At 38.5% G+C, this 25284-nt stretch carries 25 protein-coding genes; 11 read left to right on the forward strand and 14 right to left on the reverse strand.

What is annotated here, in order from left to right:
• The first annotated feature begins 10 nt into the window (after window positions 1-10).
• Genes ACTJJF_RS10800 through ACTJJF_RS10810 form a run of 3 tightly spaced genes read left to right on the forward strand, consistent with a single transcriptional unit; the run spans window position 11 to window position 4085 of the window.
• Complete coding sequence (locus tag ACTJJF_RS10800) at window positions 11-1360, forward strand: DUF4876 domain-containing protein (RefSeq protein WP_440699659.1); 1350 nt, start codon at window positions 11-13, stop codon at window positions 1358-1360.
• Window positions 1350-2942 (forward strand): DUF6850 family outer membrane beta-barrel protein, encoded by a 1593-nt coding sequence (locus ACTJJF_RS10805; protein WP_440699660.1) that lies wholly within the window; start codon window positions 1350-1352, stop codon window positions 2940-2942. The genes ACTJJF_RS10800 and ACTJJF_RS10805 overlap by 11 nt, the downstream gene beginning before the upstream one ends.
• A 3-nt stretch (window positions 2943-2945) precedes the next feature.
• Window positions 2946-4085, forward strand: coding sequence for a cytochrome-c peroxidase (locus tag ACTJJF_RS10810; protein ID WP_212649253.1), 1140 nt, complete (start codon window positions 2946-2948; stop codon window positions 4083-4085).
• A 130-nt stretch (window positions 4086-4215) separates the two neighbouring features.
• Here the strand turns inward: ACTJJF_RS10810 and ACTJJF_RS10815 are convergent, their stop codons facing one another.
• The 7 genes from ACTJJF_RS10815 to ACTJJF_RS10845 all read right to left on the reverse strand — a co-directional run bounded on the left by ACTJJF_RS10815 (window position 4216) and on the right by ACTJJF_RS10845 (window position 7994).
• On the reverse strand, window positions 4216-5046 hold the full coding sequence (locus tag ACTJJF_RS10815; protein ID WP_440699661.1) for a C10 family peptidase: 831 nt from the start codon (window positions 5044-5046) through the stop codon (window positions 4216-4218).
• Between the two features lie 83 nt (window positions 5047-5129).
• Complete coding sequence (locus ACTJJF_RS10820; RefSeq protein WP_440699662.1) at window positions 5130-6308, reverse strand: helix-turn-helix domain-containing protein; 1179 nt, start codon at window positions 6306-6308, stop codon at window positions 5130-5132.
• An 18-nt stretch (window positions 6309-6326) separates the two neighbouring features.
• Window positions 6327-6635, reverse strand: coding sequence for a hypothetical protein (locus ACTJJF_RS10825; protein WP_440699663.1), 309 nt, complete (start codon window positions 6633-6635; stop codon window positions 6327-6329).
• Window positions 6636-6800: 165 nt separating this feature from the next.
• The gene (locus ACTJJF_RS10830) at window positions 6801-7196 is read right to left on the reverse strand and encodes a DUF7674 family protein (RefSeq protein ID WP_034699318.1); all 396 of its coding nucleotides are present in this window, start codon (window positions 7194-7196) and stop codon (window positions 6801-6803) included.
• Between the two features lie 51 nt (window positions 7197-7247).
• Window positions 7248-7379: a hypothetical protein gene (locus ACTJJF_RS10835; protein WP_262487256.1), complete on the reverse strand. Its 132-nt coding sequence runs from the start codon at window positions 7377-7379 to the stop codon at window positions 7248-7250.
• Between the two features lie 82 nt (window positions 7380-7461).
• A complete protein-coding gene (locus ACTJJF_RS10840; RefSeq protein ID WP_105681162.1) occupies window positions 7462-7818 on the reverse strand; it encodes a DUF7674 family protein in 357 nt (118 codons plus the stop codon).
• Window positions 7819-7829: 11 nt separating this feature from the next.
• On the reverse strand, window positions 7830-7994 hold the full coding sequence (locus ACTJJF_RS10845) for a hypothetical protein (protein ID WP_312302148.1): 165 nt from the start codon (window positions 7992-7994) through the stop codon (window positions 7830-7832).
• Window positions 7995-8332: 338 nt separating this feature from the next.
• Here ACTJJF_RS10845 and ACTJJF_RS10850 point away from each other — a divergent pair, with 338 nt between their 5' ends.
• The 5 genes from ACTJJF_RS10850 (at window position 8333) to ACTJJF_RS10870 (ending at window position 12591) form a co-directional block, all read left to right on the forward strand.
• On the forward strand, window positions 8333-9346 hold the full coding sequence (locus ACTJJF_RS10850) for a nucleoid-associated protein (RefSeq protein WP_440699664.1): 1014 nt from the start codon (window positions 8333-8335) through the stop codon (window positions 9344-9346).
• Between the two features lie 62 nt (window positions 9347-9408).
• Complete coding sequence (locus tag ACTJJF_RS10855; protein ID WP_440699665.1) at window positions 9409-10371, forward strand: hypothetical protein; 963 nt, start codon at window positions 9409-9411, stop codon at window positions 10369-10371.
• Window positions 10372-10630: 259 nt separating this feature from the next.
• Window positions 10631-10834: a bacteriocin-like protein gene (locus ACTJJF_RS10860; RefSeq protein WP_440699666.1), complete on the forward strand. Its 204-nt coding sequence runs from the start codon at window positions 10631-10633 to the stop codon at window positions 10832-10834.
• A gap of 42 nt (window positions 10835-10876) precedes the next feature.
• On the forward strand, window positions 10877-11734 hold the full coding sequence (locus ACTJJF_RS10865; RefSeq protein ID WP_440699667.1) for a GLPGLI family protein: 858 nt from the start codon (window positions 10877-10879) through the stop codon (window positions 11732-11734).
• A gap of 83 nt (window positions 11735-11817) precedes the next feature.
• A complete protein-coding gene (locus tag ACTJJF_RS10870) occupies window positions 11818-12591 on the forward strand; it encodes a cyclase family protein (protein WP_440699668.1) in 774 nt (257 codons plus the stop codon).
• An 87-nt stretch (window positions 12592-12678) separates the two neighbouring features.
• Here the strand turns inward: ACTJJF_RS10870 and ACTJJF_RS10875 are convergent, their stop codons facing one another.
• From ACTJJF_RS10875 to ACTJJF_RS10900, 6 genes are all read right to left on the reverse strand, one after another.
• Window positions 12679-13431 (reverse strand): succinate dehydrogenase/fumarate reductase iron-sulfur subunit, encoded by a 753-nt coding sequence (locus ACTJJF_RS10875; RefSeq protein WP_440699669.1) that lies wholly within the window; start codon window positions 13429-13431, stop codon window positions 12679-12681.
• 13 nt (window positions 13432-13444) lie between these two features.
• Window positions 13445-15361 carry a fumarate reductase/succinate dehydrogenase flavoprotein subunit gene (locus ACTJJF_RS10880; protein WP_440699670.1) on the reverse strand — a complete coding sequence of 639 codons (1917 nt, stop codon included), beginning with the start codon at window positions 15359-15361 and terminating at the stop codon, window positions 13445-13447.
• Between the two features lie 11 nt (window positions 15362-15372).
• Window positions 15373-16029 (reverse strand): succinate dehydrogenase cytochrome b subunit, encoded by a 657-nt coding sequence (locus tag ACTJJF_RS10885; protein WP_440699671.1) that lies wholly within the window; start codon window positions 16027-16029, stop codon window positions 15373-15375.
• Window positions 16030-16045: 16 nt separating this feature from the next.
• Window positions 16046-17476 carry an anion permease gene (locus ACTJJF_RS10890; RefSeq protein ID WP_440699672.1) on the reverse strand — a complete coding sequence of 477 codons (1431 nt, stop codon included), beginning with the start codon at window positions 17474-17476 and terminating at the stop codon, window positions 16046-16048.
• 19 nt (window positions 17477-17495) lie between these two features.
• A complete protein-coding gene (locus tag ACTJJF_RS10895) occupies window positions 17496-18662 on the reverse strand; it encodes a porin (protein ID WP_440699673.1) in 1167 nt (388 codons plus the stop codon).
• Between the two features lie 166 nt (window positions 18663-18828).
• Window positions 18829-19878: a linear amide C-N hydrolase gene (locus tag ACTJJF_RS10900; protein WP_440699674.1), complete on the reverse strand. Its 1050-nt coding sequence runs from the start codon at window positions 19876-19878 to the stop codon at window positions 18829-18831.
• A 383-nt stretch (window positions 19879-20261) separates the two neighbouring features.
• On the opposite strand from ACTJJF_RS10900, the gene ACTJJF_RS10905 reads away from it, so the two are divergent.
• The 3 genes from ACTJJF_RS10905 (at window position 20262) to ACTJJF_RS10915 (ending at window position 24075) form a co-directional block, all read left to right on the forward strand.
• Complete coding sequence (locus ACTJJF_RS10905) at window positions 20262-22460, forward strand: ATP-binding protein (protein ID WP_440699675.1); 2199 nt, start codon at window positions 20262-20264, stop codon at window positions 22458-22460.
• A gap of 20 nt (window positions 22461-22480) precedes the next feature.
• Complete coding sequence (locus ACTJJF_RS10910; protein ID WP_440699676.1) at window positions 22481-23032, forward strand: biliverdin-producing heme oxygenase; 552 nt, start codon at window positions 22481-22483, stop codon at window positions 23030-23032.
• 116 nt (window positions 23033-23148) lie between these two features.
• Window positions 23149-24075, forward strand: a complete 927-nt coding sequence (locus ACTJJF_RS10915; protein ID WP_105700941.1) for a malate dehydrogenase — start codon at window positions 23149-23151, stop codon at window positions 24073-24075.
• A gap of 87 nt (window positions 24076-24162) precedes the next feature.
• Here the strand turns inward: ACTJJF_RS10915 and ACTJJF_RS10920 are convergent, their stop codons facing one another.
• Window positions 24163-25080, reverse strand: a complete 918-nt coding sequence (locus ACTJJF_RS10920; RefSeq protein WP_440699677.1) for an alpha/beta fold hydrolase — start codon at window positions 25078-25080, stop codon at window positions 24163-24165.
• Window positions 25081-25284: the final 204 nt, after the last annotated feature.

A 25284-nucleotide genomic window follows, 5' to 3' on the forward strand; every position in this document is an offset into this window, starting at 1 on the left:
AATAAGAACAATGAAACGATTAATATTCTGGCTCATCATTCCTGCTCTTGCCTTGTTGGGGTGCAACAGGGACGATGACTTTGGTAAAAACGAAATCAAACCTGTTCCGTATACAGTCAGCCTCAGATATGATGCTTCAAAATATCCTGACGTTGCAGATAAAGGAGTAGCGAATGTAACGGTTACGATGGAAAACGCAGCTACCGGAGATAAAATTACCGGAAAGACAGATGCCAATGGAGATCTGAAGCTGGAGGCTGTACTCCCCGGAAATTATAGCATTAAAGCCGAACTTCAGTTGAAGAAATCCGAATACGAACAGGAAATCGGAGAAGAGACCAGTTACGAAATTGTCCATTTCGGAGGTTTTCAGGAAAAAGCAATTGTCAATTCCAAAATATCTTCCACAATACTGAGTATTTCCAGCGGGAATTTTGGTGACCTGGTTATCAAGCAATATTATTATGCAGGATCAAATTCAAAAACCGGAGCCAATATCAGGGACCAGTTTATCGAAATTCATAATAATTCCGATCAGGCGATCTATGCAGATGGTCTGTACCTTGTATTTCTGGAAGGAAACACAAACAATAATGTAACCAATTATACTTTATCCAACGGGCAATATGACTGGAGTAAGACTGCAGGAGGCGGAAGTTCTGCCAATACGGATTATGTGTATGCCAATATATTCATTAAAATTCCTGGAAATGGAGACCAGTATCCTATTTTACCAGGGAAAAGTATTGTCATTGCTCAGACGGCACTCAATCATAAGGCTCCTTATAATGACATCAACGGGACAGCCATTTCCATACAAAATCCTGATGAAACAATTGATCTGAGCCATGCAGATTTTGAAGCCTATCTTGGAGCTTATAATATCAGTATTGGTAAAAAGCCCTTTGCATGGGATATTCAGAATATCATGGTGCCGGATATGCTGATCTCTTATTGGAGTATAGCCTCCAATGACCTTGTACTGAATGTTACCTCTATGTTGGGATTAGGTATTCTGAGAGCCACAGATGCAGAAGTTGCAAGCTGGAAAAAGGTGGTTACTCCTAAATCTCCCGTAACAGGAACGCTTTTCCTTCAAATCCCTAAAGAATATATTATTGACGGGGTAGATATTACAGACGATGAGCAGAAAGCCCCTAAAGATTTTCCTTCAGATATTGATGCCACCCGTACTTTTGTGGTCAATGAAAAGGGACTGGCAGCGGGTAATTTCACAGGACTTTCGGTGATCCGTAAGACCAAAGAAAATATTAACGGGCGTATTGTATTACAGGATACCAATAACTCAGCGAATGATTTTGTAACCATTAAAGCAAACCCTCGAGGATATGCAAAATAAAAAGAAGAAGACGATTAGTATCTTTCAGTCCACTATACTGGGACTGGTCACATTGGGCAGCCAGTTCCTTCATGCACAAACCACCCATTTAGACAGTATCAATATAAGTTCTGCAGAGAAAAATATCAGGATAGACAACCCTTATATTTCTTTTTTCCAGCCGCTGGATTTTTCGGAAACAAGTTTTCAGTATTCTACGATGAAACAGAATTTTAAAAGAGTTCAGTCTCCTGAAAAAACAGGAAGTTTCATTTTTCATTCGGAAGGTGTTTATAAACTTAATTCTAAAATAGCCCTTTCAGGAAGGCTTCAGGCAGATAAAACAGCCGAGGATAATGTTCCTTATATTCTGAATGATGAAAGAACCACCCACAGTTCTTTTATTTACAATCCATCATATTACTGGGTGCCACGTACCGCAAAGTGGCAGAAACAGAGTTATTTTATCAACGGACAGGTAGCTTATAATCCTGTAAAACCTGTAATCCTTCAGATGGGAGCAGAAGGGCTGTATGCTAAATCGTACCGGCAAAATGCTGATCCGAGACCCAAAGTGGATGATTATAAATACAAAGCATTCGCAAAACTGGGCTTGAATTGGCGGCAACATTCACTTTTTGGTAAATTGAGCTATGTGAACCATTATAAGATGAATAATATCTTATTTGTGAACATTGAAGCGCATGTACCGGCAAATGACAGTATTTATATCCGCTATAATGAAGGTTACGGAAACCAGTATATCGGGAATACCCAGTACAAAACCTCCGAATACAAAATGGGAGGCTATATCTTGGGTGGAGAGTATGCATTCAATACTGCCAGCACTCATTTCTCTGCAGGATATGATTATAAAAATGTGACTGAACGCTTTTACAAGGTTTTCGAATATCAGGACCCTAACTTTATCTACCAGAAAGATTATGTAAAATACTCAGGGCTGAAAACAGAACTTCATAGTTTTTATCTTAATTTTCTAGGAAATTATAATGGAAAAAAATGGGCATCTGCATTAACCTATCAGGATCAGCAGGATTATAACTACAATTATGCCCTGGAATACAGAACGTATCGTCTGGACCAGCAGAACCTGTCCTGGCAGAACAGCGTCACTTGGTTCAATCACAGGAATGAAGCATTTAAGATGGTTTTGGATGCCGCATACGGTAGAAATCATGTAAAGGATGTTTCTGTAGTGATGGAGAGAAAACTTTCTTTCTTTCAATACCGTCTGGGAGTGGAAAAAGAGCTGGTCTTAATGCCTTCACATAAACTGGCTGTGGGAATTACCCAAAATCTTTATGTGCCTTTGGAAAAAGAATTCAATTATGCTCCTTATCAAAGTACAAAAGAGAATATATTTGTAACCAAAATAGCACAGCCTGACTTTGCGTATGACAGTACCACAAAAATCGGGCTTGGCCTGAACGCAAGCTATATCCTGGACAGAAATAAAATCAGGTATGAGTTCTTCGGAAATTTTACCCAGATATGGCTGGCGAATGGTACCTATAAAAATAAAGTGGACTACAACGGAAGAGCCAATCAGATGGCCTCTGTAGGACTGAATGTTTATTATTAAAAAATGAAAGACAGATATCTTGCTATTCTGGCCATTGCCGGTATAGCATCTTTATTGAGTTATACTTCCAATGATCCTACGGGGTATACCGTAGAAGAACTGCGTACCCTTTACAGCAGCGGAGACCAGTCCAAATGGCCGGTTCCCCATTTATTCAATGAAGCTAAAGAAGGCTTTCAGGATATAGGATCTCTTCCCAAAATGAAATTTCCAGAAGATAACCCCTATTCCGAAGATAAAATGGAGTTGGGAAAAATGTTGTTTTTTGATCCGAGACTTTCGGGAAGCGGGCAGATCTCGTGCGCCAACTGTCATAATCCTGAAATAGGATGGTCAGACGGAAGCAGGGTTTCCTTCGGACATGACAGGCAGACAGGAACCCGGAATGCACCTACCTTACTGAATATAGGCTATGCAAAAACTTTTTTCTGGGACGGACGTGCGGCAACGCTGGAAGAACAGGTAAAAGCCCCGATAGAAAATCCGGTGGAAATGAACCTTCACATGTCGCTGGCTGTAAAGAATATCAGAAAAATTAAAGACTATAAACCTTTCTTTGTGAAAGCTTTCGGAAACGGAGACATTACGGAAGATAAAATTTCAAAAGCGATTGCGACATTTGAACGTTCTCTCATAAGTCCGCCTTCAAAATTTGATAAATTTATTTCCGGGAAAAAAGATGCCCTGACGGATTCTGAAGTGAACGGCCTGCACTTATTCCGGACCAAGGCAAACTGTATCAATTGTCATAATACCCCTTATTTTTCCGATCAGAAATTCCATAATCTGGGTCTTACCTATTATGGAAAAAAATATGAAGACCTGGGCAGGTATATCGTTACCAATAAAAATGAAGATGTGGGGAAATTCAAAACTCCGACTCTGAGAGAAGTTTCTGAAAATAAACCTTATATGCACAACGGGCTTTTCCCTGAGCTGGCTAATATCGTTATGATGTACAATGCCGGAATGGGCAGGGAAACTCCAAAAGGAGAGCAGATCAATGATCCTAAATTTCCACACAAGTCTGAAATGATTGAAAAACTGAATCTGACCGATGAGGAAGTATTTGATATTGTGGAATTCTTAAAAACCCTGAACAGCTACAAATACAAAATGCGTCCGCCGGAATTACCGAAATAAAGGAAAACGCTGGAAGAGGGAAGTGGAAAGCCGGAAGTTAATCTTCAAAATAAGAATGTAATTCCCTTCCAGGCTCCAGCTCCCTGATTCTATGAAAACAAAAGCTCTTCCCAATATCCGGAAGAGTTTTTTATTTTTCCGGTTCAATACTTACAAATGCCCGCAAACGGATATCATCTTTTACATCAATAGGCTTAAAGAGGTCATACCAGCCGGTACGAAAACCACCGGCACCATAATTAAGGTGTACGTAAAAAATACCTTTTTTCTCCACATATCCGTCAATAACTGTTGAATGGCCATAAGTAGTAAAATTACCCATGTGAAAATAAACCGGTCTTCGATGCCCGATCTCGTTTTTAATCAATAGAATAATTTCATCTTTACCAATGATATGTCTGATTTCTTCTTTTTCGGAAATACTTTTCAACTGTTCCTGTGAAAAAGGAATATCTCCCGTGAAACTTCCATAGAAGACTGCTTTACAGGCAAAATGTTTTTCGATCTGTGGTGCAGGATTGATCATTTCGAGGTACCGGGAAGTTCCAAAATCTTTGCGAACGGCAAGAGCTGTAAAATAAGAATACCGGGCTACAGCCTCTATTATTTCAGGATTGCTGTGATTGTTGAGACTCCCGGTAAAGTTCTTCCATACCGGGGAATAATGAGATAAAGTATCCTTAATCACATATCCTTTAGAACATGTGTAGGAAACAATACCGGATGGCTTCAAACGATGGTAATAAAGTATTTGTGCCATGGCTGTACTCCAGCAGCCTAATACCTGGTTTTCGGGAGTATATTTTGCATAAATACCCCATTGGTCCCAATCGGTTTTCAACAGAAAAGGGGCATTCAGAATAGCGGGTTTCTGTGCAGGGATCTGGCTTGCGCTGATCTGGGAATATCCTGTACTATATATCATCAACAGGATAACGGATAATAATTGTATTGGCCTCATAAGCAGATTTTTTTAGTGCAAATGAAGGTTATCCGGAATCCATAACCCACTCAAAACAGGTTTTGAGAGTTCTTTTAAAACTCTTATTTTATATTTTGTAAATAGGTTTTGGGAGAATGTCCTGTATGATTTTTGAAAATACGGTAAAAACTGGCCTCAGAATTGAAACCGCAATCGAATGCGATTCCCAGAAGGCTGAGGTGTTTGTAAGCAGGGTCAGCCAGTCTTTTTTTCACTTCTTCCACACGATAACCGTTTACCCAGCTCCGGAAATTTACCCCGAACTGTGCATTGATGGCAGCTGAAACCTGTGCTGATGGGAAGCCCGTTGCTATTGCAATCTGTTTAATGTTTAATTCAGGTTCCAAAAAAAGCAGTTCCTTATTCATTATTTCCTCTAATGCAGATTGAATTGCAGAAAAGTTCTCTTTATCTTCTGTGGTTTTTATTTCGGCGTCTGATAAATCTTTCGGTATGATCAGTACCAAAGATGATGCATCACCTGATGCTCTCAGAATATATGTTTCAGCAGCCACCAAGGCCCGGTAACCCTGGAAGGATAAAAAATAAATAAGCAAAGTGAGATAGATATAGAAAACTTCCAGATAAAAAAACGTGTTTTTAAGCTGTAAAATATTGGAAGATAATGAAGATAAAAACAGTACAGCAACTAATATTCCGGTACCGATAAGAAGATTCCGTAGCCATGCAAATTCAGAATATTGTGTAGCAGACTGGCTGGTAAATAACCATTTACGGTAGGCTTGTGTCCTCCGGAAGCTCATAAACCAGTAAATGACCGCAGAAAAAAGAGCAAATATATCCTCCGTCCATTTAACAGCATTGTAATGCAATTCCTTTTCAGCAATAAGATCTTTTGTATGTATGTCAGGCTGTGACATGGTAATGATATATACAATAATAGCATGGATCTGAAATAAAGCTGCCGGAGCGAAATGCCATAATTGCCGGCGACGAAGCGAAAAATCCTTTTCTGTAAGAGAACAGGTATATAAGTAAAATAAAGGCTGAATAAGGGTGTCAATAGCCAGAGGAAAATAACGAAAACCGGGATATTGCCATAGACCTGAAGTATGTAGCAATATTTTGATACTTAGGAAGGCCAGGGTTAGCAATAATGCGGATAAAAGTTTTCTGCCGAAGGTATTGGAAGGATAGCACCAGACGGCTATTGTGGCAGCTATACCCTGTATTACACCAGCTATAACAATGGCGTCAAAAATATCAATGCTCCCGTTCATCTATAGAAAGTTATATAATTAATTGTAAACCCTGATTATTTCATTCATCCCGAGATGACAAAACAGTCCATTGTGGAAGATCGGCTGAATATCACTGTCGCTTTTACTGAAGAATTCTAAAGTAAACTCAAGAGCGGTAAGTTCTCCTTCCACAGATCTCAATTGATGAAAATGCCTTGAAGTAATAATCACCGGGTGGCCGGTTTTCAAAGTGAAAATATTTTTATCGCTCAGAATTTCAGCATTATCATTGTTACACCACAACAAATTATATTTTATAACCCGTCTTGCCTCAGGATGTACTTCCTGATTAGAGTATTTCCTCATTTCAATCATGGTGAGAAATTGAATCTGTTCAATATTTAAAAATAACTAAAATTTCACAAAGTGACTGATCCTAAAAATAAAAAAGAGCAGATTTGGATCTGCCCTATACCTATACATGAATTGTTCTTTACTTTCTCAGCCTTCATCGCTGTAAACTCTGAAAATTTACTTTCCGAAATACATCTGGTCCTGCTTCTGCTGTTCATTATAAATGATCTGGAAGCTCACAGGCATATACTGGTAAAGCAGTTTCCAATGCTGGATCTTGGCATGCTTTTTAAAACTTTCGAAAGATCTTACGAAAAGGTTTTCGATCATGGTTCTTACATAGGAATTCCCGTTTCTGTAAATCCAGTCCATCAGTTTGATGTGATGGGCAATGATATTGATCTTCGATTCCTGAAGAAGATTTTTCAGATAATTGACCGTAGCCTGCATAATCCCGGCGAAATTATCCTGTACAGATAACTGCGTGATCTCATTGCGAAGTGGCGGATAGAAAAATTTTAAGTATTCAACAGCTATTTTTTGATTAATAGTTTGCATTTGTACTTTCATCATAATTAAGAATTTTTCAAACACTTTTTATTGCAGCGAAATGTATACCAAAATTTAAATACAGGCTGCAAAAATAAATACCCCTATGATCACCGCAATGTGAGTGAGCAATATCTCTGTATTGTGTCTGCTGGTCGTAGTTTTCCAGGTTTTCCAGTCTGAAATTTTTCTGATTTTATTTTTCATAATCTATTGATTGTGAGTTATTTTTAATTTTGTTTAATTTAAACACTTTGTAATGAAACGGATAAAAAATGTAACAAAAGCTTTATATGCCGTGACTGTAAATTTGTCTGGAATATACTTTCTGAAGGTTGGCAGAAATGTGACTAAAAATCACTTTTCTGTATTCCTCACTGCAGAAAGCAGTACAATTGTCCAGAGAATAGATAAAGGTTGTCTCAATTGCATTCTTTAATACTGTATCTCCGTCAGTGTAAATTTTGTCCATCTTTTGTAAACTCCTGAACAGCAGATTTCTGTCATTCTGTCGGATCATGTTTTTAATACGTTCTGTGAAGGTGCGGATGATGCTGTATGAGTTTTGAATTTTAATTTCTTTTACTTCTTTTTCAAAGTCGGGAACCACATCAGTGATTTCCTTTACGGCTTGTAAATAATTCATAGTATTATATTTTAATTGGGATGTTGTTCCAGCAGTTTCATGAATGCTCCAAAGATGAAAACGACCAGGAAAGCAAAGAAGAGCATATGATAAGGTTTCAGCCATGCCGGGGTTTTGGGACCTCTGCTTTTTAATCTTCGCAGTTTATCAATTCTGTTTAATGTTTTTAAGTCCATTTTCTGATGTTTTCAAATCATGATGCCAATGCCATTCCGTTGAATATGAATTTTATTTAAAATATTGATAATTAAATGATTGTGGTTTTTAAGTGTAAATATTTAATACCAAAAGCCTGTCAAAATGAGAAGGTTTTTATCAAATTGGAAAAACGAAAGGGCAAAACTTATATGACCTGTCACCACAAATGAACGGCTGAGAATTCCCCTTTGGAGGGGTGGCGAAAATTCAAAGAATTTTTGAAGAGTGGTTTAAAGTCTACCCCAACTTGTGACATTTTTTAAGTTTCGCAGAAAGAATTAGAATGAATATCTTTGCAGTCCAAATATTCAGAAAAATGTTTTCAAAAATAATAGTACACAGAGTCGGCAATAAGATCAACGGAGATTCCCTGACGCTTTCACAAGAGGAATTGAAACTGGAAGAAGGAATGGCAGAATTGCTTGAAGATTACTTCTTAGGATCATTCAAATCGGAAGAAACCTTTCATTTTTACAGTGATACCTATCTGGTAAATAATCCGGTTTACAGTGCGGTATCAGAAATTTTTGATGATAAATCCAAATTCCTTTGGGAATCTGAAAATATTGCAAAACACCTTTTCGAAGCAGCTGAAAACCCTAGAGTTCAGAGTGGGGAATTGTTCATCGTACTTTTTGAAGACGAAAGCGACCGTCCTGATAAAGTAGACAAGATCGGGATCTTTAAAACAGAAAAGAGAGAATCTTTCCTGAAAATCAACCCAGCAGAAGAAACGTTTGATATTGAAAAAGATCAGGGAATTGGTTTGTCTAAAATTGATAAGGCAGCTTTGATCTACAATAATAATAAGGATACAGGATATGTACTTTCTGTGGTTGACAACAACAAAAACGGGGATATGTATTACTGGTTCGAGGATTTCTTAAAAGTAAAACAGCGTGATGATGAATATTTCCACACGCAGGAAGCTTTGATGGTTTACAAAGATTATATTACCAAGCAGCTTCCACAGGAATTTGAGGTTTCAAAAGCTGACCAGGCGGATTTCCTGAATAAATCGATTAATTTCTTCAAAGAAAAAGAAGAGTTTAAATTGGATGAATTTGCGAATGAAGTATTGGGTGATGAGCATGTGATTGAAAGTTTTGTGAATTTTAAAACAGATTACGAACAGGATATGCAGGTGAATATTGCTGAGGAATTCCCGATCAGTGAAGCAGCTGTAAAAAAGACACAGAGGCATTTCAAAAGCATTATCAAACTTGATAAAAACTTCCATATCTACATTCACGGTGACAGACAGAAAATAGAGATGGGAGAGGATGATAAAGGAAAATACTACCGACTTTACTTCGAGAAAGAAGTGTAATAAAAACGAAGATCATTTCATAATATTATCATAACTTTATTGCAGATTGCAAAATACAGGTTATGAAATTTATGCTCATTTTCTGGGGAATTTTCCTCTTTTTTTTCTGCGTTCCTTTTCCGATTTTTATTTATATGATGACCGGAGAATTCGCAACAGGACCGAGAAATTCATTAGCGGTGAGCTATGGGTATCTCGGTTTTTCTTTGTTGATATGGGGATATGTAATTATTTTCTTTATCAATAAGCTTTTCATTACAACTTTTAAAGAAAAAAATACGATTAAATCCATTCTGCGAAACGGAATTCCAAGAGAAGCCCAAATCATTGATTATAAACTCCTCAAGTATATTCCTAAAGACAATATGAATCTCATTCAGGTTGCACTTTCATTCCCCAATCTCAGCAATACTGTGATAGAGCATACAATGATGTTTCATGACTCCAAACCACAGGAAAGAAGATTTGATGCCGGAAATAAGGTGAAAGTACTGCTAAATCCCAATGTTTCACAGGAACCCTATTTTATTTTAAGTGATCAGAAAGTAGGGTTCAATGCATCAGGAATGATGTTGAGAATTATTTTTACAGGATTGCTGATTGCTTATGTTATTGGTTTATACTCTTATTTCTATATACATGAATCCTTTGATTTTGGCTGGAGATTCCTGACATTTATGCACCCGATTATTTTCAGTGGGGTCATGACCATTATCTATGTATTGGTTTTTCAGTTGATTTTCAGCAGGTTTTTTAAAAATACAAAAGAAGAACAGATTCTTTTTTCAGGAAGAAATGCTGAAGCCACTATCATCAGTGTAAGCCAGACAGGCCTTACGGTGAATGACCAACCACAAATCATGTTTCAGGTAAGTTTTAAAGATTTCAGAGGTACTGAACATATTGCTGTTTATAAGAAGATTGTCAGCCTTTTGAAACTCTCTTCCATTCCTAAACAAGGAATAATTGAGATTATGTATGACGAAAATGATCCGAAAAAGATTATGATCCCCAAAGGGCTTTAACTGCCAAACTTAACAACATTTAAATGAAAATTGCAGTTCGAGATTTATTATTTAACATATAAAAAAATAACCAAGAGCATTTTTTTAATAGCTACTTTTTTGTTTAAGCAATATCATCAAATCAGCTTAATTTTACATGAAAAATTTTTAAGTAAAAAATATGTTTTCCCCAGATAAATAACTGATTAACATAATAAAAAATATCCTATAGGTTTGATTTAGTTCTATATATTTGAGAACTAATTAAAAAATCATATTGATGAAAAAATTAAAAAAAATGACTCGTGAAGATCTTAAAACTGTAAAAGGAGGTCAGGTTTGGATTGCTATCACTTCTTGCGGTTTTACAGCCACAACTACACAAGATTGGACTGCTCAACAAGCAAATGAATGGCAAGCGAAGATTGAAGCAAATTATTGTAAACCAGCTACTCATACTGGTCCTAGTTATAATTTAGCTTAATTAATGTGAAAATTTCTGCACTTAATAAGAAATATTTTTTTAATGCATTACCATAAAAAATTATTGCAACTATTCATTTTATTTTATGGTGCTTTATTTTATACGCAATCATATAAAGAGGCTGATAGTTTAAAAGGTGAATTCACTTATCAATTAAAAGCTAAATTCGATAATCGAACTGACAACCGATATGAAGAACTATTCATCTTACAAATAGCAAATCGACGAGCTTTTTTTGCAAGTGCTGTATCGTTGAAGGGTGATTCAGTAATGACAAATTCAGGTACAGCATCAAATAATCCTGATGGAAGTATAACTCTTGGTTGGAAAGCAGGGGTCGTGATTCCAAAAACGAGTTTCAACTTTACAATTATACAATCTAATGAAAATATACAATATTTTGATTCCGCTCTTATGTCATTACTTACGTATAAAGAACCTGTAATAAAAAATTGGAAACTTATAGATGAAACAAAAATAATTAACACAATTAATTGTAAAAAAGCAGAAGTTACTTTTAAAGGGCGTCATTGGATAGCATGGTATTCTCCTGAAATTCCATTTCCTTATGGTCCGATGAAATTTAGCGGATTACCTGGATTAATTGTCAAAATAACAGATGATAAAGGAGATTATGATTTTGAATTGGTAAAATCTGTACCTACTTCTAAATTAAAAGGTAAATTAGTTAATATTAAGGAAAGTCGATATACTGGAGCTACAGAAACTACACAAGCAAAATTAAAACAAGCAAAACAGAATGTAGAATCTAATGTCGCCGGTGTACTCGCTAGTTACGGTACAACTATTATACAAGGTCAAGAAATGATAAGGCAAAGACAAAAAGAACGGGAAGAAAACAAAAAATACGAAAACCCATTAGAATTAGAAAAAGATTAGCTGTTACTAATCTTTTTTTCGTTTGCTAATATCTATTCGTTTTTTTACCTTATTCATTATCTTTGTTTTCTTAGCTAAATCATATGAAAACAAAAATTGTTGATCTGACAAAGCCTATTCAATATAATGCAGGAGACCCATGGTTCATGAGAGTGAAGATCAAGCATAAATCTCACAGAAAATCACACTGGCTGATCCGGTTGGCCTTAAACCTTCCCTTTAGGCTTTTTCCTAAAAACTGGACAGGTTGGGCAGATGACACGATTAAAAATATGGGGCTTCACGCTACCACTCATATTGATGCGCCATGGCATTATGGACCTGTAGTAGAAGGGAAACCTGCTAAAACGATAGATCAGATTCCGCTGGAATGGTGTTATGGTGACGGAATTGTGATCGACTGTACCCATAAAGAAGACTTTGTTGCCATCACCATAGATGACCTGAAAAAAGATCTTGATAAAAACGGAATTACCATACAGGAAAGAAATATTGTACTGATCAGAACCGATCGTGACAAAATGATGGGAACTCCGGATTTTGTGGAAAAAGGAACGGGGATGAGTAAAGAAGCTACGGAATGGCTGATTGACCAGGGCGTAAAAGTAATGGGAATTGACCAGTGGGGCTGGGATCTTCCTCTGAAATATATGGCTCAGAAGGCCAAAGAACTCAATGATCCAGAATTCTTCTGGGAAGCCCATCGTGTAGGCATTGAAAAAGAATATTTACACATCGAGCAGCTTACAAACCTCAGTGCATTACCTCCATCCGGATTTAAAATCTGTGTATTTCCGTTAAAAATTGTAGGTGGTTCTGCAGCTCCGGCAAGGGTAGTGGCCATGATGAACGAATAGAAGTAAATCAAAAAAAGAAAGAGCAAATCCGCATTGCAGATTCACCCTTTCTCACATTATCATTTTTAGCGTTCTTCGTTTATGTATCTAAGCTTTTTTCCTGAAAAACAATGCTCTGTTGTATTCAAAATTCATTCTGGCAATATTGAGTACGGAAATTCCCTGCGGACATTCCACCTCACAGGCTTCCGTATTGGAGCAGTGTCCGAATGATTCTGTGTCCATCCGGGCAACCATATCCAGCACCCGTTTGCTTCTTTCCTCTTTTCCTTGGGGCAGGAGTGCCATATGAGTGATCTTTGCAGACGTAAATAAAGCTGCGCTTCCGTTTTTACAGGTGGCCACACAAGCCCCACATCCGATACATGCAGCAGAATCAAAAGCTTCTTCAGCCGTTTGATGGGTAACAGGTATAGCTGTAGCATCAGGTGCCTGCCCGGTATTCACAGAGACGAAACCTCCCGAAGAGATAATTCTGTCAAAAGCAGATCGGTCTACCTTCAGATCTTTTTTTACCGGGAATGCTTCTGCCCGGAATGGTTCTATCAGAATCGTTTCCCCATCTTTAAAAGACCTTAAGTGCAGCTGACAGGTGGTTGTATTTTTTAAAGGCCCATGAGCAATGCCGTTGATCATCATTCCGCATTGCCCGCAGATTCCTTCACGGCAGTCATGATCAAATTCTACAGGTTCATCGCCTTCAGTGATCAGTTTTTCATTCAGACTATCCAGCATTTCCAGGAAAGACATGTGAGGGTTTAGTTCTTTAAGGTCATAGCTGACCAGTTTTCCTTCACTTTTTCTGTCTTTCTGTCTCCATATCTTAAGATGTAAATCCATAATTTCTGTTTTTTTATTTGTAACTTCTTACCGTTGGCTGAATTTCTTCAAAGATTAAAGGTTCTTTGATCAGTTCAGGTTCATCATTTTCACCGGACCATGCCCAGGCGGAAATAAACTGATATTCTGCATCATTTCTCATGGCTTCTCCGTCAGGAGTCTGGAATTCTTCCCGGAAGTGCGCTCCGCAGGATTCATTACGGGTTAAAGCATCATAGCACATCAGTTCCCCGATTTCAAAATAATCGGAAACACGACCTGCTTTTTCCAGCTCAGCATTCATTTGATTTCCCTGTCCTGATACCCTTACGTCTTTGTAGAATTCCTGTTTCAGTTTTCTGATTTCACGGATGGCGTATTTCAGCCCTTCTTCATTTCTGGCCAGCCCGCAATAATCGTACAGGAGTTTTCCTAATGTTTTATGGAAATAATCAACGGTTTTGGTTCCTTTGATATTGATAAAATCAGTAATCTGGTTTTTAACAGCTTTTTCAGCCTGCTCAAACTCAGGAGTATCGGGTGAAATTTTTCCGGTATGAATTTCGTCTGCCAAATAGTTCGCAATGGTATATGGGGCGATGAAATATCCATCTACAGAAGCCTGCAAAAGAGAGTTGGCTCCCAATCTGTTGGCACCATGATCTGCAAAATTAGCTTCACCCAGTGCAAACAGCCCCGGAATGGTAGTCATTAGCTCATAATCTACCCAAAGACCACCCATTGAAAAGTGAGCTGACGGGGAAATCATCATGGGTTCTTTATACGCATCATAACCCGTTATTTTCAGATACATATCGAATAAATTTCCATATTTCTCTTCGATCTTGTCTTTTCCCTGTTCCTTTATCGCTTTAGAAAAATCCAGATATACTGCATTTTTCAAGGGACCGATTCCGAAGCCTGCATCAATTCTTTCTTTAGCAGCACGGGATGAAATATCTCTTGGGGCTAAGTTTCCAAAAGCCGGATATCTTCTTTCCAAATAATAATCTCTTTCATCTTCCGGGATATCATTAGGGCCTCTTTTTTCATCCGGTTGTAAAGGCACCCAGATTCTTCCGTCATTACGTAATGATTCAGACATCAAAGTGAGTTTAGACTGATAGTCTCCTGATTGCGGAAGGGAAGTAGGATGCACCTGAATCCAGCTCGGAGAGGCCATTAAGGCCCCTTTTTTGTGTGCTCTCCAGATGGCAGAACCATTACAGCCCATTGCTAAGGTAGACAGATAATAGATCTTTCCGTACCCTCCAGTTGCCAGTACTACAGCATGGGCAGCATGTCTTTCAATTTCTCCTGTGTCTAAATTCCTTACGATAATTCCTCTGGCTTTGCTGTCAACAGTGACAAGGTCAAGCATTTCATGTCTTGAAAACAGCTGTACGGAACCTTTTCCTACCTGCCGCATCAAAGCCTGATAGGCTCCCAGAAGCAGCTGCTGTCCGGTTTGACCTCTTGCATAGAATGTCCGGCTTACCTGAACTCCTCCGAATGAACGGTTGTTCAGATATCCACCGTATTCCCGCCCGAAAGGAACTCCTTGTGCTACAGCCTGATCGATAAGGTTCAAAGAACATTCTGCCATTCTGTAGACATTGGCTTCACGGGCTCTGAAGTCACCGCCTTTCAGGGTATCTACGAACATTCTGTAGACACTGTCGCCATCGTTTTTATAATTTTTAGCCGCATTTACACCTCCCTGTGCTGCCACGGAGTGCGCTCTCCTGGGGCTGTCCTGGAAGCAGAATGCTTTCACATTATATCCCATCTCGCCCAGTGAAGCTGCAATAGAACTTCCCGCAAGACCTGTTCCTACCACAATTACATCCAGTTTTTTACGGTTGGCAGGATTTACGAGTTTTGCTTTCTTTTTATAATTTTCCCACTTGTGTTCCAATGGACCCTGAGGTATTTTTGAATCTAAAATCATGATCAATCTGTTTAATGATAGGTAAAGAATACATAAATAGGCATCAGTGCAAAACCTAAGCTGATGATAACAGAATAGGCTGTTCCAATGATTTTAACCCATTTCACAAACTTAGGATGGTATACCCCCAGCGTTCTTACGGAGCTGTATAACCCATGGATCAGGTGATAGCATAGGGCAACCATAGAAAGTACATAAATAAGGACGTACCACCATTCCTTGAAAACCGTTACTACCAGAATGTATAAATCTTTATTTCCGTTTTCGTCCAAAGGAGGATTCCCGAATTTATAGATATACCAGAAATTCTGAAAATGAATGACCAGGAAGATCAGGATTAATGTTCCCAGGATTCCCATATTTCTGGAAGCCCATTTGCTGGCTCTTCCACGTCTGTCAGTCTGATAGCCGCCTCCGGATTTTTTATTTTTTAAAGTAATGATCAGCCCATCTACTGCGTGCAAAATAATACTTGCATACAAAACATAAGATACTATTTTGATAATGATATTTCCTGATAAAAAATGCGAATAGGCATTGAACTGCAGGTGGGCCTGCTCCTGTGGAAGAAAAAGCTGAAGATTTCCGAGGAAATGGATCAACAGGAAGAATCCCAGAAAGAGTCCTGTAAGACACATCAGCATTTTTCTTGACAATGTTGATAACATATGTTTGATTTAATAATTAATAATATCCTAAAACTTTCATCCATAACCCACCTACAGCCATGTAGATGATCAATAAGACAATTCCTATTTCAAGACCTCTGAGCCACCAGACCTTCAGGTCAACATAGCCGCTTCCGAAGAATACCGGAGCCGGACCGTGGCCGTAGTGGGTAAGTACTCCATAAATAGAACCCATGAACCCCAGCATCATGGCCAATAGCATAGGTGGAATTCCCAAAGAAACCCCTACACCCAGTAATGCAGCATACATAGCCGCTACGTGAGCTGTAGCACTCGCAAAAATATAGTGGCTGAAGAAATAGACTATGATAATCACCGGGAAGGCTACCTGCCAGCTCAAACCTCCGATTTGTACCTTGATAAGGTTACTGAACCAGCCAATGAAGCCCAATTCATTCAGAGAGCTTGCCATCATTACCAGAACAGCGAACCAAACGATGGTATCCCATGCTCCTTTTTCGCCTTTTACATCTTCCCAGGTCAATACTGAGGTTAATAACAGTAAGGTCAATCCGATGAAAGCTGTTGTAGTGGCATCAATAGAAAGTGCACCACCAAAGATCCAAAGTCCCAGCAGAATGAAGAATGCCAATAACATCAGCCATTCATTTCTGGAGATAGGTCCCATTTCTTTTAATTTCTGGGTAGCCATTTTCGGGGCATCACCTGTTTTTTTCAATTCAGGCGGATATAGTTTGTACAATACCAAAGGAACGACAAAGAACGCTACCGCACCCGGAATGAAACCTGCAGCAGCCCATGACATCCAGGTAATATCAATACCAAGATTGGCAGCAAATTTCTGACACATCGGATTGCTCGCTGTCCCTGTAAGGAACATGGAAGAAGCGATGAGGTTCATATAATAGCTGTTCAACGTCAGGAATGACCCTAATTTTCTGTGGGTTTCCGGTTTTTCCGGTACAGAATCAAAGCTGATGGCCATAGATTTCATGATAGGGTAGATGATTCCACCACCTCTTGCAGTATTACTTGGAATAGCGGGAGCCAGACACACATCTGCAAGCCCCAGTCCGTAAGCTAATCCCAGTGAACTTTTACCAAAAACCCTGATGAATAGAAAGGCAATACGGTTTCCCAATCCTGTTTTGATAAATCCTCTGGCAATAAAGAATGAGATCCCGATCAGCCATATTACTTTATCTCCAAAACCGGAAAGAGCTTTTGTGATTGATTTTCCCGCATCTCCGGGAGCAACAACCTGTGTCAGAGCTGTAAAGGCAATTGCCATCATACACATGGTGCCCATTGGAGCAGCCTTAAGAATAATTCCTAAAATGGTCGCAGCAAAGATGGCAAACAGATGCCAGGCATTTTCGGCAACTCCCTCCGGAGCAGGAATGAACCATATGATCAACGCAACGGCAAAGGTGATCGCTACGTTTTTACTATTTATTTCTTTCATGATAATGACTGTTTAAAGGTTAGAACCTACTTTGTACCTGTACAATGAATAGATTATTGTTGTATTGTGATGTATTTTCCACCTGATATTTGTAGCGGTCAAACTGTACACCGAGCTGGATTCTGGCTCCGTAATTCTTCAGGAATTCCAGGCCGAACATCGGGGTGATCGTCTGTCTTGGATTGGAAGCCATTCTGAAGTTGGTATCAAGGTATTCGTACCGGCAGGATAATTCGAAGGCGCTGAGGTTTTTGTGGTTGATCTCATATCTTACATTCGGAAGAAAATAAACACCACGTATCAGATATTGGTCGGGATTATCAGGTCTTAATTCAGGTGCGATGGAATTGTACAGTACATGGTTGGTGGCCTGCTTAGCTTCGAGCTGCATATCAAGGCTCCATTTAGGATCGAATTTGATCAGTGAACTGAGATCAATACCCAGAGCATATACTTTTTTGCTGAATACTTCCCCGATTCCTCCGTTCAGACCAACATTGAAGTTGTATTTCTGATAAAGCCCGAAGACCATCCGGGTAGAATACTGTTTCCCGTTATCATTGTCATTGATCTGGTTTTTACCATTTCCATTCACTACGGAAACTGCATATTGGAATGGGATCTTTCCCAACTGAAGCTGCCCTGTTGCTGACATCCCGATCTGGAAACTCGTCCAGCCCAGTTTTCCAAATTCAGAGTATTGGTTAGACCAGTCTAATGATTTGATAATGTCTATAGGGTAGGTTTCCTCAATACCGAACCAGGGCCTGAATTGCCCTACAGTGAATGCCAACTTGGGACTGAAGGAATATTTTAAATAAGCATTTTCCAGCACTCTGCTTTTCGGATCATTTTTAAAATCGGCAAGGTTAGCCAGGGCTACCACTTCGGTACGTTTGCTGATCTGTGCCCGCACCTGTACTCTCATGTATTTGAGCATGAAATTATTATCCGTCCCGGAGCCATCCGTATGATGAAGTCCGTTTACATCTACATCTTTGGACATCCCAACGAGATAACGTGCCTGAAAAAGCCCTTTGATCTGCAGCTGCGGATATTTTACATTGTCTTCTTCCTGTTGAGGAGGCTGGGTCTTCAGAGAATCCTGGATCTGTGCATTTGCTGCTAATCCGCAGACCAGCATACAGAGGACCAGGCTTTTCTTTTTGATTGAAAAAAAGGCCATATCTTTTTGTTTTTTATTTCCTTAGCCGTTCCGTCATAATCAGAGATTTGACAGGCTCAAGGAGGGAAATGATTATATATTCAGTGATCATTCATCGTACTTTGTCCGTTCATATACGGAGGGCAGATGAAATGATAATGTGGTATTGTATTTGTCGCTGAAAGGTCTAGTTTAACCCCAGAAACTTAAACGGTGCAGATTCTTTAAAGCTTGCATTTGATTTACCGTTGTAAGTCTGGTTGTTGCTCAGATCCAGTTTCATTACTTTTCCTTTTGCGCTCAGGTCAAAATCTTTAAGATCTACCCAGAAGGTATTCGGAGTGAAAACCGTTTCAAAATAATAAACAAGGTTCTTCTGGTCTGAAACGGAACGCCATCTTGTAGAAGAAATGTTAGGTTCTGTGGGTGAAGTGATTCCGTAAGGTACAGAGCAGTTTCTGATCACACTGAACACGCTGGCTACAGCAGTACGGGTATCAGCAGTCTGCGGAATGGCATTGACATAATAAGATGCTCTCACGAACCGGTCTGCGGCACGGTTGGTTCCCGGCAGCATTACCGTTCCCGGAATTCCTTTCCAGTAATTGTTGAGCGCCAGCTGTTCTTCAAAAACCGGAGAGTTGGTCATTACTGTGTAAGAAGGATCATGGTGAATCACAAGTTTACCGTTGATGTATTCAAATACGGCATTGTCTCCGGAAGCATCGGAAATAGAAAGATGGATTGTTGTAAATCTCTCTGTTCCCGGGATATAGTCACTTACTACCACAAAAGGTTCTTTTCTTGAGAAGTCAACTGCTTCCTTCACTGTTGCAAAATTATCGAGATAATACTGTGCCCATAATGAGATGGCAAGTCCCTTTTTACTTCCTTTAGGATCGAATTTCGGATATTGGGATTCTCCCAGCCAAAGCAAATTGGCCACCAGTCCTTTTTCGTTCATTCCATCTGCTGAAGCAATGTCCCATGAAGAGCTGATAAGGCTTCCGTATTTAGAGGTCCACTTTATAGATTTAGGCCCGGTTTGGCCGGTGCGGTCAATTCCTTTTGGCAATATCCAGAGATTCGTCGGGATCTCATCACGCCAGTCCATAGAACGGGCTGTAAGAACGGTATTCTGAGGGCCTTTATATACCACTCGTGTACATGCTTCTGAAGGATTCCATAATCCTACTGATAGAATCAAAGAAAATAAAATTAATGGGAACTTTTTCATAATAGTATTATTTGAATTTAAAATTTATATTGAAATTATTGTGAATAATTCAATGGATTTTTCTCATATTCATTATTTGGTGATATAAATTTAGCTAAATTTGTTTAGATAACATAATAATTTTAGTTGATAATGTGTAATTCATGTTATGAATCATGCTTAAAGGAGAAAATATTTGATTGCTGGGATTTTTTTTGTAACTTTTAGAAATATCGTACTAAAAAGTGATAAAAAAAGAAAATTTTTTAATGGGTTTATCCTGATGGTCAGAAGCTTGAAACAGGCGGTGTCCCTCTATTGATGCATGCTTTGAAATTAGCTACCACAAAAGAGAGAGCTGTTCGAAAAAAGCGCTATATTTGATAGATAGACTGAAAATATATATGAATTTTGTAGAATGTCATGAAGAACCTATCCATATTCCCGGTTCCATACAAAGTTTTGGTTATTTGATTGGCATTGATGCAGAGTCCCGTACCATTACTTTCTTCAGCAGGAATATTGCGGATATATTTAAAATCGAGCGCTCAGATGAGCTGTTCGGAAGAGAGATTTCTGACTTTCCGGAAAGTTTTCAGAGTATTATCGATTCCGAGATTTATACTTCATTGGAACAGTTTACCAGACGTAAAAATGAAACCTATTTTGATAAGATTTTCATTGATGGTAAAGACTATCATTTTTCAGTGTATCGAAGTGACGCGTATATTTTTCTTGAGTTTGAAGAAGTAATCATCAATCCGGATAAAAGGATTTCGAACAAATACGATAATTTTTATATCATTGATAATGAACAGGAGCTGTGGGATCATCTTCTGGAAACGCTTTCAAAGGTGGTTAATTATGACCGGATGATGATCTATAAATTTATGATGGACGGTTCGGGAAAAGTGATCGCTGAAAAAAAGAATGAAGATATGGAAAGCTTTCTCGGTCTTCATTACCCGGAGTCTGATATTCCAAAACAGGCACGGGGGCTTTATCTTAAAAAAAGAAAAAGAATCTTCAGTAACGTATATGCTGATACTGTTCCTGTTCTCAGTAAAAAAGAAGAAAATATTGACCTCACGTTCTCTGCATCCAGAGCAATGTCTCCTGTGCATGCGCAATATCTTAAAAACTCAGGGGTAGCATCAAGCTTCAGCGTATCAATCATCATTGATGATCATCTTTGGGGGCTGGTGACCTGTCAGAATATTAAGCCTAAGCATATTGACCTTGAGGACAGGGTACAGGCAGGGATTTTTACTGCTCTGGCAGCCAATGCCTATTCTTCATTTAAATCCAAAAGTGAATTGAATTACCGTTTGGAACTGAATGAAAAGCTGTCTCATCTGAAAACAAAATTTTTAAAACATCATCATTTATCCGACTCTCTGATTGAAAGTAAAACAGAACTTAAAAATCTACCGGAAGCTGATGGTCTTGCCATTGTTTATGATGAGAGTATTGTAACAGCAGGAAGTACTCCGGATTTAGGCAGTATTGACAGAATTACAAAGTGGGCGCTTGCCAATACGAAAGACCGTATCTATGTGAGCCGGAATTTTCTTAAACATTACGGTGAAGAACTGAATCTTTCTGACAATGCGGCAGGTATTATCATCTACTTTATTGAACGTGATAAAAACGAAATGCTGATCTGGTTCCGTAAAGAATTTGACGAGCATATCAACTGGGCCGGAAATCCTGAAAAAACAGTAGGGGTATTCTCTCAGAACGGAGAAGAAAGACAAATGGTATCACCCAGAACTTCTTTCCGTATTTTTACAGAAAATATCAAAGGACATTCCAAAAGATGGAACTCCAGAAATATCAGTGCCGTTCAGGCGGTAAGGGATTTGATTTTAGAGACCTCCCATAAGAATTATAATGCGATCAAAAGGCTTAATGATGAGCTTAAAAAAGTGAATGAAGAGCTCGACAGTTTTTCTTACACAATTTCACATGACCTTGGAACTCCTTTGACGGTAATGAAGCTTAATGCGCAGATGCTCCTAAGTAATCTTAAAGACGATTCCGGAAAGAGTAAAACCAAGATCAATACCATCATCGAAGAGATTGATAATATGGCTGAAATGATGCATGATGTATTGCAGCTAAGCCGTGCCAAATACAGTGAGATACAGCTTGAAAGTCTTAACACGGTCCCTACCATCAGGAAAATTTCAGAAAATGCAAAAATGACCTATGGCAGTCCCACAAGTGAGATCGTTATTAAAGAATGCCCGGATGTAATGGCAGATAAAACCATGCTGCACCAGGTATTTCTTAATATCATCAACAATGCTGTGAAATATTCTTCTCACAAAGATTATCCTAAAGTTGAAATTGAAGGCACGGAAGACGGCCAAACCATTATTTACCGTATTTCTGACAATGGAATCGGTATTCCGGAAGAGGAGAAGCATAAAATGTTTAAAATTTTCAACAGAATGGACAATGCGAAGAAGTTTAAAGGAAATGGAGTAGGGTTGTCTATTGTACACCGTATCATGAAAAGGATAGGGGGAAATGTGGATTATGAGAGCAATAAAGAGGGAACTTCTTTCATTTTAACGTTCAAAAAGCCTTACATTTGAGAAACTTTTAAAACGTTATTATGGTATCAGAATATCTTAAGCAAAATACGGCAGACTATCACGATGCAGCAGAAAAACTCTTTAATTCTGAGAAAATTTTCAATAAAACTTTCACCCTGGAAGATTATAAAAAAATCATCCATACCAATTATCTGATGCTTCTTCACAGTGAAGATAAAATATTCAGCAGCCTGGCTGATAAATTCGGTGAAAAACTTCAGCTTGATGAAAGAAAGAAGCTTTCACTTATTGAAAAAGACCTGAAAAGTCTTTCTCTGGACAACAAAGCCGCTTCTCATGATCTTGAATTTGATAATGAACATGAAGCTTTGGGGGCGATGTATGTGATCGAAGGTTCAACCCTTGGAGGTAATGTAATTGCCAAACAGCTTTCCAAAACGGAAGGGTTTGATGGGATTACCTTCAACTTTTTCGGATGTTATCAGGAGAATACCGGGCCGATGTGGAAGAATTTTAAGGAAATTCTGGATGCTGAAGTGGCTGAAGAAAACTACAATAAAGTCCTTTCCGGAGCGAAAAAACTGTACACGTTTTTGCTGAACGTCAACTAATTTCTTTTAATTCTAATTAAATTTCTGAAAAATTGCGCATTTTTTCAGGAATTATTAAATTTGGGGAGTTTCAAATTTAAACTTAACTAACAAAAAATAATTTAAAAAGTAACAATATGAAAGTAACTGTAGTAGGTGCAGGCGCTGTAGGAGCAAGCTGTGCAGAATACATCGCAATGAAGAACTTCTGTTCAGAAGTAGTTTTGGTAGACATTAAAGAAGGGTTTGCTGAAGGGAAGGCAATGGATTTGATGCAGACAGCATCTCTTAACGGATTTGATACAAAAATTACCGGAACAACAGGAGACTATAGCAAAACTGCAGGTTCTCATGTGGCTGTAATCACTTCAGGAATTCCTAGAAAACCTGGAATGACAAGAGAAGAATTAATCGGTATCAATGCTGGTATCGTAAAAGAAGTTACTGAAAACTTAGTAAAACATTCTCCGGAAGTAATCATCATTGTAGTTTCTAACCCAATGGATACTATGGCTTACCTTGTTCACAAAACTTCAGGTCTTCCTAAGCACAAAATCATCGGAATGGGTGGTGCATTAGACTCTGCGAGATTCAAATACAGATTGGCTGAAGCTTTAGAAGCTCCGATTTCTGATGTAGACGGTATGGTAATCGCAGCTCACAGTGATACAGGTATGCTTCCATTATTGAGCAAAGCTACAAGAAACGGTGTTCCTGTAACTGAGTTTTTAAGTGATGATCAGCAAAAATATGTAATCGAAGAAACTAAAGTAGGAGGTGCTACCCTTACAAAGTTATTAGGTACTTCTGCATGGTATGCTCCAGGTGCTGCTGTTTCTGTAATGGTTCAGGCTATTGCATGTGACCAGAAAAAAATGATCCCTTGTTCTTTAATGCTTGAAGGAGAATACGGACAAAACGATATCTGTTTAGGAGTTCCTGCGATCATCGGAGCCAACGGAGTAGAATCAATTGTAAACGTAACTTTGACTGCTGAAGAGCAATTGAAATTCGCTGAAGCTGCTAATGCAGTGAGAGAAGTGAATGGAGATTTGAAATTCTAATGTCTTGAATTGATATAAAAAAGCGGCATCCTCTGGATGCCGCTTTTTGTATGTTTCGGCGCAGCCAGAGGCTGCGCCGAAACAGTTTTATTTCACTTCACTTACAAATCTTTCAATCACACTCACAAACTCCCTGTTTCTCTCGTAATATAAAAGATGTCCGCCATCAATAACTACCACTTTCTGATGAGGAAACTGAAAGGTCTTATAATGCCGGGTTCCTACAGCTTTATCTTTTTTTCCTGTGATTACCAGCACCGGAACCTTGATGTCTTTTGTCATTGGTGTGTAATCAGAATAATATTCCGGAAATTCTTTAGGTTTTGAAATCACAGCCATCCCGAAATCGATAATTCGTGGGTGAAGAGAATCCACTTTATCCATCTTTTTAATGGTTTCAACATCCTCTGTGAGGAATTTATATCCGATTCTTTTCTTTCTTAATGCAGTGCTTATTTTTGAAAGCTCTGAAGAAAGACTGTCTTTAGGAATAACTTTATTTTTATGCTGTAAAAGACTGTTTCCATATTCAATCTGTTCTTGTACAGAGTCATCATTCATGAAATGGAGAGTGATATTGGAAAGGATAAGTCCTTTGGTGTACTGAGGATATTTTTTGGCATAATTAACAGCAATAATTCCCCCGAATGAATGGGCTAGCAAAAATACCTTTTCCAACTTCAGATGTTGTCTCAATTCTTCAATGTCCTGAACCATTTTATCCAGATGATAATCTGCAGACTTTCCGGATTCTCCTGAGCCTCTTTGGTCCATATAAATCATCTGCATATTTTTTTCAAGACTGCTGCCTCCTAAAAGTTCAAATGACGGATATCCCTGTCCGGGCCCTCCGGGAATATAGATGCAGGGATCTCCTGTTCCTGAAATCTTGTACTTTATCCTGACATGGTCTGAAGTCTCATAGAAGCCTTCAGGTTCTTTATTCTGAGCTGAAACAGTAATGGTGCTTGTGAATAAAATAAAAAATAGGATGAGTGTTTTCATATAGTAATAACAGTTTAATAACGGAATTTATTACTTCTATTGTACGGAATGATGCATTGTTTTTACATAAAGACTATATAATACGACACATTTTGTCGCAGTGCAGAACTAGCTTTGCATAACAAACCATTAGAATGAAAGATTGATACTTAAAACCTATAGAAAAACTAATGATTTTTATATTAAATCAAATTCATGTGATTT

Source organism: Chryseobacterium sp. 22458 (genome assembly GCF_052044975.1).
Classification (GTDB): Bacteria; Bacteroidota; Bacteroidia; order Flavobacteriales; family Weeksellaceae; genus Chryseobacterium.

Bases quoted from the DNA above. Each gene is read 5' to 3' on its own strand.
- ACTJJF_RS10855 (WP_440699665.1), top strand. From the start codon at position 9,409: ATGAAATTTATGCTCATTTTCTGGGGAATTTTCCTCTTTTTTTTCTGC.
- ACTJJF_RS10900 (WP_440699674.1), bottom strand. From the start codon at position 19,878: ATGAAAAAGTTCCCATTAATTTTATTTTCTTTGATTCTATCAGTAGGA.
- ACTJJF_RS10845 (WP_312302148.1), bottom strand. From the start codon at position 7,994: ATGGACTTAAAAACATTAAACAGAATTGATAAACTGCGAAGATTAAAA.
- ACTJJF_RS10805 (WP_440699660.1), top strand. From the start codon at position 1,350: ATGCAAAATAAAAAGAAGAAGACGATTAGTATCTTTCAGTCCACTATA.
- ACTJJF_RS10915 (WP_105700941.1), top strand. From the start codon at position 23,149: ATGAAAGTAACTGTAGTAGGTGCAGGCGCTGTAGGAGCAAGCTGTGCA.
- ACTJJF_RS10905 (WP_440699675.1), top strand. From the start codon at position 20,262: ATGAATTTTGTAGAATGTCATGAAGAACCTATCCATATTCCCGGTTCC.
- ACTJJF_RS10810 (WP_212649253.1), top strand. From the start codon at position 2,946: ATGAAAGACAGATATCTTGCTATTCTGGCCATTGCCGGTATAGCATCT.
- ACTJJF_RS10860 (WP_440699666.1), top strand. From the start codon at position 10,631: ATGAAAAAATTAAAAAAAATGACTCGTGAAGATCTTAAAACTGTAAAA.
- ACTJJF_RS10830 (WP_034699318.1), bottom strand. From the start codon at position 7,196: ATGATGAAAGTACAAATGCAAACTATTAATCAAAAAATAGCTGTTGAA.
- ACTJJF_RS10910 (WP_440699676.1), top strand. From the start codon at position 22,481: ATGGTATCAGAATATCTTAAGCAAAATACGGCAGACTATCACGATGCA.
- ACTJJF_RS10850 (WP_440699664.1), top strand. From the start codon at position 8,333: ATGTTTTCAAAAATAATAGTACACAGAGTCGGCAATAAGATCAACGGA.
- ACTJJF_RS10870 (WP_440699668.1), top strand. From the start codon at position 11,818: ATGAAAACAAAAATTGTTGATCTGACAAAGCCTATTCAATATAATGCA.
- ACTJJF_RS10890 (WP_440699672.1), bottom strand. From the start codon at position 17,476: ATGAAAGAAATAAATAGTAAAAACGTAGCGATCACCTTTGCCGTTGCG.
- ACTJJF_RS10885 (WP_440699671.1), bottom strand. From the start codon at position 16,029: ATGTTATCAACATTGTCAAGAAAAATGCTGATGTGTCTTACAGGACTC.
- ACTJJF_RS10820 (WP_440699662.1), bottom strand. From the start codon at position 6,308: ATGAACGGGAGCATTGATATTTTTGACGCCATTGTTATAGCTGGTGTA.
- ACTJJF_RS10825 (WP_440699663.1), bottom strand. From the start codon at position 6,635: ATGAGGAAATACTCTAATCAGGAAGTACATCCTGAGGCAAGACGGGTT.
- ACTJJF_RS10835 (WP_262487256.1), bottom strand. From the start codon at position 7,379: ATGAAAAATAAAATCAGAAAAATTTCAGACTGGAAAACCTGGAAAACT.
- ACTJJF_RS10840 (WP_105681162.1), bottom strand. From the start codon at position 7,818: ATGAATTATTTACAAGCCGTAAAGGAAATCACTGATGTGGTTCCCGAC.
- ACTJJF_RS10815 (WP_440699661.1), bottom strand. From the start codon at position 5,046: ATGAGGCCAATACAATTATTATCCGTTATCCTGTTGATGATATATAGT.
- ACTJJF_RS10800 (WP_440699659.1), top strand. From the start codon at position 11: ATGAAACGATTAATATTCTGGCTCATCATTCCTGCTCTTGCCTTGTTG.
- ACTJJF_RS10880 (WP_440699670.1), bottom strand. From the start codon at position 15,361: ATGATTTTAGATTCAAAAATACCTCAGGGTCCATTGGAACACAAGTGG.
- ACTJJF_RS10895 (WP_440699673.1), bottom strand. From the start codon at position 18,662: ATGGCCTTTTTTTCAATCAAAAAGAAAAGCCTGGTCCTCTGTATGCTG.
- ACTJJF_RS10875 (WP_440699669.1), bottom strand. From the start codon at position 13,431: ATGGATTTACATCTTAAGATATGGAGACAGAAAGACAGAAAAAGTGAA.
- ACTJJF_RS10920 (WP_440699677.1), bottom strand. From the start codon at position 25,080: ATGAAAACACTCATCCTATTTTTTATTTTATTCACAAGCACCATTACT.
- ACTJJF_RS10865 (WP_440699667.1), top strand. From the start codon at position 10,877: ATGCATTACCATAAAAAATTATTGCAACTATTCATTTTATTTTATGGT.